This is a genomic window from Stenotrophomonas sp. P5_A8, from assembly GCF_056400545.1.
Window position 1 is genome coordinate 1 of record NZ_JBFULB010000123.1, and the last position, 10,991, is coordinate 10,991.

Annotated in this window: 8 protein-coding genes and 1 tRNA gene; 8 read left to right on the forward strand and 1 reads right to left on the reverse strand. The window is 64.5% G+C overall.

Features of this window, described 5'->3' with window-relative positions; genetic code table 11:
• A partial coding sequence (locus AC1DQP_RS10635; protein ID WP_478051561.1) for a hypothetical protein occupies nucleotides 1–220 on the reverse strand: 220 nt, incomplete at its 3' end.
• A gap of 102 nt (nucleotides 221–322) precedes the next feature.
• On the opposite strand from AC1DQP_RS10635, the gene AC1DQP_RS10640 reads away from it, so the two are divergent.
• From AC1DQP_RS10640 to pnp, 8 genes are all read left to right on the forward strand, one after another.
• Nucleotides 323–399 (forward strand) — tRNA-Met (locus AC1DQP_RS10640).
• 1,117 nt (nucleotides 400–1,516) lie between these two features.
• Nucleotides 1,517–2,107, forward strand: coding sequence for a ribosome maturation factor RimP (gene rimP / locus AC1DQP_RS10645; protein ID WP_256774644.1), 591 nt, complete (start codon nucleotides 1,517–1,519; stop codon nucleotides 2,105–2,107).
• Nucleotides 2,108–2,111: 4 nt separating this feature from the next.
• Nucleotides 2,112–3,623, forward strand: coding sequence for a transcription termination factor NusA (gene nusA, locus AC1DQP_RS10650; RefSeq protein WP_478051562.1), 1,512 nt, complete (start codon nucleotides 2,112–2,114; stop codon nucleotides 3,621–3,623).
• A gap of 95 nt (nucleotides 3,624–3,718) precedes the next feature.
• Entirely contained in the window at nucleotides 3,719–6,364 is a 2,646-nt protein-coding gene (gene infB / locus AC1DQP_RS10655) for a translation initiation factor IF-2 (RefSeq protein ID WP_478051563.1), read from the forward strand.
• A 75-nt stretch (nucleotides 6,365–6,439) separates the two neighbouring features.
• Nucleotides 6,440–6,865 carry a 30S ribosome-binding factor RbfA gene (gene rbfA / locus AC1DQP_RS10660; RefSeq protein WP_256774647.1) on the forward strand — a complete coding sequence of 142 codons (426 nt, stop codon included), beginning with the start codon at nucleotides 6,440–6,442 and terminating at the stop codon, nucleotides 6,863–6,865.
• Between the two features lie 118 nt (nucleotides 6,866–6,983).
• Nucleotides 6,984–7,907, forward strand: a complete 924-nt coding sequence (gene truB / locus AC1DQP_RS10665; protein ID WP_457318549.1) for a tRNA pseudouridine(55) synthase TruB — start codon at nucleotides 6,984–6,986, stop codon at nucleotides 7,905–7,907.
• Between the two features lie 161 nt (nucleotides 7,908–8,068).
• A complete protein-coding gene (gene rpsO, locus AC1DQP_RS10670; protein WP_128097467.1) occupies nucleotides 8,069–8,329 on the forward strand; it encodes a 30S ribosomal protein S15 in 261 nt (86 codons plus the stop codon).
• Between the two features lie 147 nt (nucleotides 8,330–8,476).
• Nucleotides 8,477–10,585, forward strand: coding sequence for a polyribonucleotide nucleotidyltransferase (pnp, locus tag AC1DQP_RS10675; protein ID WP_478051564.1), 2,109 nt, complete (start codon nucleotides 8,477–8,479; stop codon nucleotides 10,583–10,585).
• Nucleotides 10,586–10,991: the final 406 nt, after the last annotated feature.

Sequence of the window (10,991 nt, forward strand, 5' to 3'; positions counted from 1 at the left end):
TGGTGGTGGTGGTGCTGGTGCTGGCGCTGATGCCGGTGGTGATGCTGATGCTGATGCCGGCGCTGACGCCGGCGCTGACGCTGACGCCGATGCCGATGCCGATGCCGATGCCGATGCCGATGCCGATGCGGTGCCGATGCGGTGCCGATGCCGATGCGGTGCCGATGCCGATGCCGATGCCGATGCCGATGCCGGCGAGGGCAGGGTAGAGCCGATCCATGGTCGGCTGCTCTTGCTCTGGCTTCGCATCTGCGGGTCAAATGGGTCATGTTTCAACAGGGGTTGCGCAGGGATGAAAACTCCCTTACAATTCCGCTTCTGCTGCGGGGTGGAGCAGTCTGGCAGCTCGTCGGGCTCATAACCCGAAGGTCGCAGGTTCAAATCCTGCCCCCGCTACCACAGAAAATCTGCAGTGCAGATGCAGTAGACGAAAAGGCGATTCCGGTGACGGGGTCGCCTTTTTCGTTGGTGGGGTTTGGTTTTTTGAAGGCGTAACCCAGGCCAAATGCCAGTGCCAGGTCAAATTAGGTGCGCAGGCTTCTGGAAGGGCGCTGGCCTGAGTAAGTTCGCGGGGCACGCTGCAAATCCCGCCCCGCGGCCCGCCTCGGCCCAGCCGCTGGCGGCTGGGCGTTCGGACGCTGGCGAGGCAGTGCCTCGCCGCAATGCTCCCTCACCCCTGTAAGCTCCTGAGCCGCCTCCATGCGGCTCAGGGCCCCGCAAAGCACCCGTAGTATGTCGGTGCCCAGCGGAGATCAAAGGCGCGGCATTATTTTTGGCGTTGCTTGCACTGGCTGGCGGATCGAAGGTTGCGGTGTTGGTGGATTCGGGAGTTGAATTGAAGGATTAGGAATTCGGAATTCGGAATTCGGGGATTCGGGGATTCGGAATGCGCCAGGCCTCCTCGCTCCCGGACTGACCCGCTCTTGAGCCCAATAACTCACAGGCCAACTCTCCAGGTGGCGGTGCGGGTGGGATGGCGGGACCGTTGGGCGCCATGGATGGCGCCCGCGAGCCCCCAGGGATGGGTTTACGGCGTGTCCCGCCATCCCGCCCGCGCCGACGCCCGCGACGTAGCCGAGATGCCGAGTGCCTTACCCGCGACGTAGCCGAGATGCCGAGTGCCGATACCCGCGACGCAGCCGCAGAGGCAAGGCCGTGGCCGTCAGCCCCTGCTGTTCAGCTTTTACAATACGGCAGCCGGAAGCATCCCAAACCATTGCACCAGCGCGGTGCAACGGCTATGATCAGTGGCTTAGCGGATTGACCACTCCCATCCCGTCAACGGATGAGAAGGGTCCCGCAACCGGCTTCCAGGAACGGCAACCTGTACCCAGGCCGCCGTGACCCCCCGGAACGCTGGGCTCGCAGGAACGCACACCGCGTGTGTTCCCGCTACCGGAATCCAGCATGACCGGAGTTGTACCGGACAAGGGGCCCAGCGGGCCCTTTGTTGTTTCCGGAAGGTGGTCCGTTCGCCGGACCAAGCCCGTATCTCTTTCAACGAACAAGGCAGACTGTGAGCGACAAGGCAACCGAAATCGCGAATCTGCTCGCCCCCACCGTTCAGTCGCTGGGTCTCGAGCTGCTGGGCGTGGAATACCTCACTGCCCCGGGTGGTGCGACGCTGCGCCTCTATATCGACGTGCCGCTGGCCGAACAGCCCGAGCGCATCGTCAACATCGACGACTGCGAACGCGTCAGCCGCGAAGTCTCCGCACAGCTGGACGTGGAAGACCCGATCACCGCCAATTACACCCTGGAAGTGTCCTCGCCTGGCGTCGACCGCCCGCTGTTCACCGGCGAGCAGTTCGAGCGCGCCATCGGCGAATCGGCCAAGGTCACGCTGAAACTCCCGCAGGACGGCCGTCGCCGACTGCAGGGTGAAATCCTCGCTGTGGACATCGAACAGGGCACCGTCACCTTCAAGGTCGACAATTCCCCGTTCACCGCCGATGTCGAGAATATCGACAAGGCACGCATCATGCCGGACTGGGCCGCCCTCGGCCTCGCTCCGACCAAACCGACTGGCCCGGCACCCAAGCAGGGTGGCAAGGCGAACAAGAAACCATCCAACGAGCCGGCGGCCAAAAAGCCGCGCGCGGAGTGAGCCAATGAGCAAGGAACTTTTGCTGGTAGTGGATGCGGTCGCCAATGAAAAGGGCGTTCCGCGTGAAGTGATCTTCGATGCCATCGAGGCAGCACTGGCGTCGGCGGCGAAGAAGCGCTACCCCGATGAAGAAGTGCTGGCCCGTGTGTCGATCGACCACAAGGACGGCAACTACGAGACCTTCCGCCGCTGGGAAGTGGTGGCCGATGACGTGGTGATGGAATCGCCCGACCGCCAGATTCGTCTGATGGATGCCATCGACGAAGCCGAAGGCGTGGAAGTCGGCGACTACATCGAAGAACAGATCGAAAACCCGGACTTCGGCCGTATCGCCGCACAGGCCGCCAAGCAGGTGATCGTCCAGCGCGTGCGCGAAGCCGAGCGCCAGCAGGTCGTCGATGCGTGGAAGGATCGTGTCGGCGAGCTGGTCACCGGTGTGGTCAAGCGCGCCGAGCGCGGCAACATCTATGTCGACCTCGGTGGCAACGCCGAAGCCTTCATCCCGAAGGACAAGGGCATTCCGCGCGACGTCCTGCGTGCCGGCGACCGCGTCCGCGGTTACCTGGCCGAAGTGCGCTCCGAGCCGCGTGGCCCGCAGCTGTTCATCAGCCGCGCCGCGCCGGAATTCATGATCGAACTGTTCAAGCTCGAAGTGCCGGAAGTCGGCCAGGGCCTGGTCGAGATCAAGGCCTGCGCACGTGATCCGGGCGACCGCGCCAAGATCGCCGTGCTCGCCCACGACGCCCGCACCGATCCGATCGGTGCCTGCATCGGCATGCGCGGTTCGCGTGTGCAGGCCGTGTCCAACGAGCTCAACGGTGAGCGCGTGGACATCGTGCTGTGGAACGAGAACCCGGCCAACTTCGTCATCAACGCGATGGCGCCGGCCGAAGTGCAGTCGATCATCGTCGACGAAGAAAAGCATTCGATGGACCTGGCCGTCGCTGAAGAGCGTCTGGCCCAGGCGATCGGCAAGGGCGGCCAGAATGTGCGCCTGGCCAGCCGCCTGACCGGTTGGCAGCTCAATGTGATGACCCAGGACCAGGTGACCGCCAAGTCCGAGGCAGAGCAGACCGTTGCCCGCCAGTTGTTCATGGACAAGCTGGAAGTGGATGAAGAAATCGCCGCCATCCTGGTGACCGAAGGCTTCAACACCGTGGAAGAAATCGCCTACGTCCCGGTCGGCGAATTGCTGGCCGTGGAAGGCTTCGACGAAGACATCGTCGAAGAGCTGCGTGCCCGTGCCCGCGATGCGCTGCTCAATGAAGCGCTGGCGGTGGAAGAAGGTCTGGAGGACGGCTCGCCGTCGGAAGACCTGCTCGCCCTGGAAGGCATGGACGAGGCGACTGCCTACGCCMTGGCCGGTCATGGCGTGCGTACCAGTGAGGACCTGTCGGACCTGGCCGCCGACGAGATCCTCGAGTTCGGTATCGAGGACATGGACCAGGAGCGCGCCGCCGCCCTGATCCTTGCCGCCCGAGCCGAGGAGATCGCCCGCCTGGAGCGCGGCGAATGAGCCAGCGATGAACAGTGCCCTGACCCGATCAGGGCTTAGACTCCGCGCTGCCTTCGCACGTTTCGAGGGAGCGCCAACCAGATCATAGGATCCGAATGTCGCAGCAAACCACCATCCGTAAGCTTGCCGAACTGGTCAACACGCCTGTCGATAAACTGCTCGTACAGCTTGCCGAAGCCGGCATGAAGTTCAGCGGTCCCGACCAGGTCGTGACCAGCACCGAGAAGGTGAAGCTCCTGGGCTTCCTTCGTCGTTCGCACGGCAAGACCGAGCAGCCCGTCGAGAGCACCGACGAGGCTGCCAAGAAGATCACCCTCAACCGTCGCAAGTTGCAGGAAGTGACGGTCAGCGCCGGCCGCAGCAAGACCACCGTCAACGTCGAAGTGCGCCAGAAGCGCACCTACATGAAGGACGCCAGCGGCAAGCCGATGACCGCGGATGAGGAGCGCGCCGACATCCTGCGCAAGCTGGAGGAATCCCGCCAGCGCAATCTGGACGAGCAGCGCGCACTGGCCGAGAAGGACCGTGCGCGCGATGAAGAAATCGCCCGCAAGCGTCAGGACGAAATCGACGCCAAGGAACGTGCCGAAGTCGAGCGCAAGGCGGCCGAAGCCGCTGCCGAAGCGGCCAAGAATGCACCGCCGGCCCCGGCCCCGGTTGCAGCCAAGCCTGCGGCCGCCAATGATGCCCCGGCGCGCAATCCGCGTCCGTCGGCGCCGTCGGCTGCACGTCCGGCCCCGCGTTCGGACGACCGCAACTCGAACAACACCAACAACCGCCCGGGCGCCAAGCGCGACGACGATGGTGGCAACCGCTTCGCCGGTCAGCTGCATCTGTCGGCCGCCGATCGCGCCCGTCGTGGCAACAACAGCAACTCGCGCGGTCGTCCGACCGGGCGCGTGCAGCACGGCAGCCGCCGTGACAGCAACCAGTCGCGCAGCGGCGGGGGTGCCCATGGTTTCGAGCGTCCGGTCGCCCCGATCGTGCGTGATGTGACCATCGGCGATACCGTCACCGTGGCCGATCTGGCCCAGAAGCTGGCCCTGAAGGGCGGCGATGTGGTCAAGGCGCTGTTCAAGATGGGCGTCATGGCGACCATCACCCAGACCATCGACCACGACACCGCTGCGCTGGTGACCGAAGAACTCGGCCACAACGTGATCCGTGCCAACACCAACGATGCCGAAGACGCGCTGCTGGCGCAGTCTGCTGGCAACCACGGCGACCCGGTGGCACGTCCGCCGGTGGTCACCATCATGGGCCACGTCGACCACGGCAAGACCTCGCTGCTGGATTACATCCGTCGCACCAAGGTCGCCACGGGCGAAGCCGGTGGCATCACCCAGCACATCGGTGCGTACCACGTTGAAACGCCCAAGGGCGTCATCAGCTTCCTGGATACCCCGGGCCACGCGGCGTTTACGTCCATGCGTGCCCGCGGTGCCAAGCTGACCGACATCGTGGTGYTGGTGGTGGCTGCCGACGATGGCGTCATGCCGCAGACCAAGGAAGCCATCCAGCACGCCCGTTCGGGGGGTGTGCCGCTGATCGTGGCGATCAACAAGATCGACAAGGCCGGCGCCGACCCGTTGCGGGTCAAGAACGAACTGCTCACCGAGCAGGTCGTGTCCGAAGACTTCGGTGGCGACACCCAGATGGTCGAGATCTCGGCCAAGGCTGGCCTGGGTATCGACGACCTGCTCGAGGCGATCTCGGTCCAGGCCGAACTGCTGGAACTGAAGGCCGTGGCCGACGGCCGCGCCAGCGGCGTGGTCATCGAGTCCTCGCTGGACAAGGGCCGTGGCCCGATCGCCACCGTGCTGGTGCAGCAGGGTTCGCTGAAGAAGGGCGACTACCTGGTCTGCGGTATCCAGTACGGCCGCGTGCGCGCCCTGTTCGACGAAACCGGCGCTCAGCCGGAGCAGGCGGGTCCGTCGATCCCGGTGCAGGTGCTGGGTCTGTCCGGCGTGCCGGATGCCGGCGATGACTTCGTCGTTGTCGAAGACGAGCGTCTGGCCAAGGACGTCGCGCAGCAGCGCGAAATCAAGCGCCGTGAATCGCGCCTGGTGCAGTCTGCCGGCAGCCGCATGGAAGACATCATGGCGACCCTGGGCAAGGGCGATGGCCAGCAGGTGCTGAACCTGGTGATCAAGGCCGACGTGCAGGGGTCGGTGCAGGCACTGAGCCAGGCACTGGTCGCGCTGTCCAACGAAGACATCCGCATCAACGTGATCCACTCCGGCGTGGGCGGCATCACCGAGTCCGATGCCAACTCCGCGGTTGCTTCCAAGGCCACCGTCATCGGCTTCAACGTGCGTGCCGATGCCTCCGCGCGTCGCATCATCGAATCCAATGGCGTGGACCTGCGTTACTTCTCGATCATCTATGACGTGATCGATCAGGTGAAGCAGGTGGCGTCCGGTCTGCTCGGCGTGGAAATCCGCGAAGAGATCATCGGTATCGCCCAGGTCCGCGACGTGTTCCGCAGCTCGAAGTTCGGTGCGGTCGCAGGCTGCATGATCATCGAAGGCACCGTGAAGCGCAGCAAGCCGATCCGCGTCCTGCGCGACAGCGTCGTGGTCTTCGAAGGCGAGCTGGAATCGCTGCGCCGCTTCAAGGAAAACGTCGAGGAAGTTCGCAACGGTACCGAATGCGGTATCGGCGTGAAGGCCTACAACGACGTCAAGCCGGGCGACCAGATCGAGTGCTTCGAGCGAATCGAAGTGCCGCGCACCCTGTAATGTTCCAGGCCGGACCGCTTCGCGCGGTCCGGCTTTTTCGCTTACGTACCACCCTTCAAGACGAGTCCGCCTACCGTGCCAAAGACCTTCCATCGAACCGACCGTGTTTCCGCCCAGATCCGCCGCGAACTGGGGACGCTCGTGCACAACGCCGTGCGTGTACACGGCCTGCCTTCGGTGAGCGTCTCCGACGTGGAAATCACCCGTGACATGGCGCATGCCAAGATCTTCGTCACCGCGCTGATGCCCGAACGTTCGGTAGAAGCCATGAAGGGCCTGAAGGAACTGGCCTGGGAGCTGCGGATGGAGCTGGCGCGTGCCATGAAGCTGCGCCATGTGCCCGAGCTGCACTTCCACTACGATGATTCGGTGGATCGCGGCGAGCGCATCGACAACATCCTGCGTGACCTGCCCGATACGCTGGCGGCTGAAAAAAGCCGACAGCCCGAGGACGACGCAGAGGATGGCGACGCGGACGAAAGCGACAAGAAATCTGATTGATGGACCAACAGCCCGCAAGGGCTGTTGTCTTATGGGACGGTGCCCGGGTCGACAACGACCGCACCGTCGACCGCCGGGACTGCCGGCAGCGCCAGATGGCGCCGATTGAAACCACGACATGGCATCCCGAATCACATTCCGTCGCCTGGACGGCATTCTGCTGCTCGACAAGCCGGGCGGCATGAGCTCCAACGCCGCGCTGCAGATCGCGCGGCGCCTGTACCGCGCCGAGAAGGGCGGCCACACCGGCAGCCTGGACCCGCTGGCGACCGGCCTGCTGCCGCTGTGCTTCGGCGAGGCCACCAAGATTGCCGGCCTGCTGCTGGGCTCGGCCAAGGCCTACGACGCCGAGGTGGTGCTGGGCCAGACCACCGATACCGACGACGCCGATGGCGCGGTGCTGCGCGAACGGTCGGTCCCGCCGATCAGCGCCGAAGCGCTGGAGGCCGCGCTGGTACCGCTGAAGGGGCGCATCCTGCAGCGCGCGCCGATCTACTCAGCGCTCAAGCAGGGCGGCGAACCGCTGTACCTGAAGGCGCGCCGCGGCGAGGTCATCGAGGCGCCGGAGCGCCAGGTGGAGGTGCACGCCATCGAGGTACTGGAGCAGCAACCGACCCGTCTGCGCCTGCGCGTGACCTGCGGTTCAGGCACCTATATCCGCAGCCTGGCCCGCGACCTCGGGGAAACCCTGGGCTGTGGGGCACACATCGCCGGCCTGCGTCGGCTGTGGGTGGACCCCTTCCGCGACGTGCCGATGGTGTCCCTGGACACCCTGCGGACTCTGGTGGAGCAGGGCGACGAAGCCGCCATCGATGCGCTGCTGCTGCCGCTGGACGCGGGCCTGGCGCACTATCCACGGGTCACCCTGGATGCTGAACAGACCCCGCGCTTCTGCGTGGGCCAGCGCCTGCGCGACCCGGCCTGGGCCCAGGGCACGGTGGTGGTATACGGTCCGGACGAGGCCATCCAGGGCCTGGGCCAGGTCGACGAGAATGGCCGGCTGGCACCGCAGCGGCGCTTCAACCTGGCCGGCCAGGGCTGACCCCGGCGCAGCCGGTCCTTGTCCCGGACGGCTGCGCCCGTTACAATTTCGCGGCCTTTTCAGGCTTCCCGCGTTCTGCGGGTTCATCCTTTCGTTCACGGCGAGTCACGCGGTACGTCAATGGGACGTTTCTGCGGGCCACGCATCCAAGAGAAAATAAAATGTCGATCGACACCCAGAAAGTCATTGAAGACAACAAGCGCAGCGCCACCGACACCGGCTCCCCGGAAGTCCAGGTCGCTCTGCTGACCGCCCGCATCGAACTGCTGACCGGCCACTTCAAGACCCACAAGAAGGATCACCACAGCCGCCGCGGTCTGCTGCAGATGGTCAACCGCCGCCGCAGCCTGCTCGACTACCTGAAGAAGAAAGACGCTCCGCGTTACAAGGCCCTGATCGAAAAGCTCGGCCTGCGTCGCTAAGCACGAACCCCCACCGCGGCGCAGGAATGCGCCGCGGTTTTGTTTTGGCAGTACCGCATCAAACGTATGGGCCGGACAACCGGTCACCCGTCGGCGGCAAGGGTCGCCCGCGGTCCATTGAAGAAAGCATCATCCAAGGAAACCCCCGTGGCAAAAATCACCAAAACCTTCCAGTACGGCAAGCACACCGTCACGCTTGAAACCGGCGAAATCGCCCGTCAGGCCGGCGGTGCCGTCATCGTCAAGTTCGACGACACCGTGCTGCTGGTCTCCGCCGTTGCCGCCAAGAGCGCGCGTGAGGGCCAGGACTTCTTCCCCCTGACCTGCGACTATCAGGAGAAGTTCTACGCAGGTGGCCGTATCCCGGGCGGTTTCTTCAAGCGCGAAGGCCGCGCGACCGAAAAAGAGACGCTGATTTCGCGCCTGATCGATCGCCCGATCCGTCCGCTGTTCCCGGAAGACTACAAGAACGAAGTGCAGATCATCGCCACGGTGATGTCGCTGAACCCGGACATCGATGGTGACATCGCTGCCCTGATCGGTGCCTCGGCTRCGCTGTCGCTGGCCGGCACCCCGTTCAAGGGTCCGATCGCCGCCGCCAAGGTGGGTTACAAGAACGGTGAGTACATCCTCAACCCGACCGTGACCGAACTGAAGGATTCGGAGCTGGAACTGGTTGTCGCCGGTACCGCCAACGCCGTGCTGATGGTCGAATCCGAAGCCGCGCTGCTGTCCGAAGAGGTGATGCTGGGCGCTGTGACCTTCGGTCACCGCGAAATGCAGAAGGTCATCCACGCGATCAACGAACTGGTCGTGGAAGCCGGCACCAAGCCGTCGACCTGGGAAGCCCCGGCCAAGAACGACGTGCTGATCAGCGCCCTGCAGGAAGCCATCGGCCCGCGTCTGGGCGAAGCCTTCCAGGTGCGCGACAAGCTGCAGCGCCGTGACGCCATCTCGGCGATCAAGAAGGACGTGGTCGAGTCGCTGGCTGGCCGCGTGGCCGCCGAAGGCTGGAACCCGGCCGAGCTGTCGAAGGAATTCGGCGAGCTGGAATACAGCACCATGCGCAACTCGGTGCTGGACACCAAGGTCCGCATTGACGGCCGTGCGCTGGACACCGTCCGCCCGATCGCCGTGAAGACCGGCATCCTGCCGCGTACCCATGGTTCGGCGCTGTTCACCCGCGGTGAAACGCAGGCCATCGTGACCATCACCCTGGGCACCGCCCGTGATGGCCAGGTCATCGATGCCGTGTCCGGTGAGTACAAGGACAACTTCCTCTTCCATTACAACTTCCCCCCCTACTCGGTGGGCGAGACCGGCCGCATGATGGGCCCGAAGCGTCGCGAAATCGGCCACGGCCGCCTCGCCAAGCGCGGCGTGCTGGCAGTGATGCCGTCGCTGGAAGCCTTCCCGTACACCATCCGCGTGGTCTCGGAAATCACCGAATCCAACGGCTCCTCGTCGATGGCTTCGGTCTGCGGTTCGTCGCTGGCCCTGATGGACGCCGGCGTGCCGGTCAAGTCGCCGGTGGCCGGTATCGCCATGGGTCTGGTCAAGGAAGGCGAGCGCTTCGTCGTCCTGTCCGACATCCTGGGTGACGAAGATCACCTGGGTGACATGGACTTCAAGGTTGCCGGTACCGCTGAGGGCATCTCCGCCCTGCAGATGGATATCAAGATCGAAGGCATCACCGAAGAGATCATGAAGCAGGCACTGCAGCAGGCCAAGGCGGGCCGTCTGCACATCCTGGGCGAAATGGCCCATGGCCTGACCGCGCCGCGTCAGGAGCTGTCGGACTACGCGCCGCGCCTGCTGACCATCAAGATCCACCCGGACAAGATCCGCGAAGTGATCGGCAAGGGTGGTTCCACCATCCAGGCCATCACCAAGGAAACCGGCACCCAGATCGACATCCAGGATGACGGCACCATCGTCATCGCCTCGGTCAATGCCATCGCTGCACAGGCCGCCAAGGCCCGCATCGAGCAGATCACCTCGGACGTCGAGCCGGGCCGCATCTACGAAGGCAAGGTCGCCAAGATCATGGACTTCGGTGCGTTCGTCACCATCCTGCCGGGCAAGGATGGCCTGGTGCACGTGTCGCAGATCTCCAGCGACCGCGTCGAGAAGGTCGGCGACGTGCTTAAGGAAGGCGATGTGGTCAAGGTCAAGGTGCTGGAAGTGGACAAGCAGGGCCGTATCCGCTTGTCGATGAAGGCCGTCGAAGAAGGCGAAGGCGCGGTTGCAGAATAATCGGCAACGCCGACGACGCTGTAGCTGAGGACCGTTGGTCCTCAGGCTTTCGAACAGAAAAAGCGGGCTTCGGCCCGCTTTTTCTTTGCCTGCGGCTGCGCGCCATGCGTGGACGCATCGGATCCCCGGGATGCGGACGCATGCCCCGCAGTTGACTGTGTTTTACCCGGCATGGTGTCCGACAAGACCCCTCACGCAGGCGCGGTGGTGTCTGCAGGACAGGTTTGCAGGACTCGCCGTACAAACCCATTCCCGCCCCCTGCGGGTCTGCTAACGTGGCCTCGCCTTCAACCGGGAGTTCGCATGTTCCGTCATTCCGTGGCCGTGCTCGCCGTGCTGATTGCCAGCCTTCTACCGCGTGCCRCATCTGCTGCGGAATCGGCACCCAGGGTGATCGGCGCGTATT

Coding starts and splice junctions, on each gene's coding strand:
- truB (WP_457318549.1), top strand. CDS start 6,984: ATGGCATCCCGAATCACATTCCGTCGCCTGGACGGCATTCTGCTGCTC.
- rpsO (WP_128097467.1), top strand. CDS start 8,069: ATGTCGATCGACACCCAGAAAGTCATTGAAGACAACAAGCGCAGCGCC.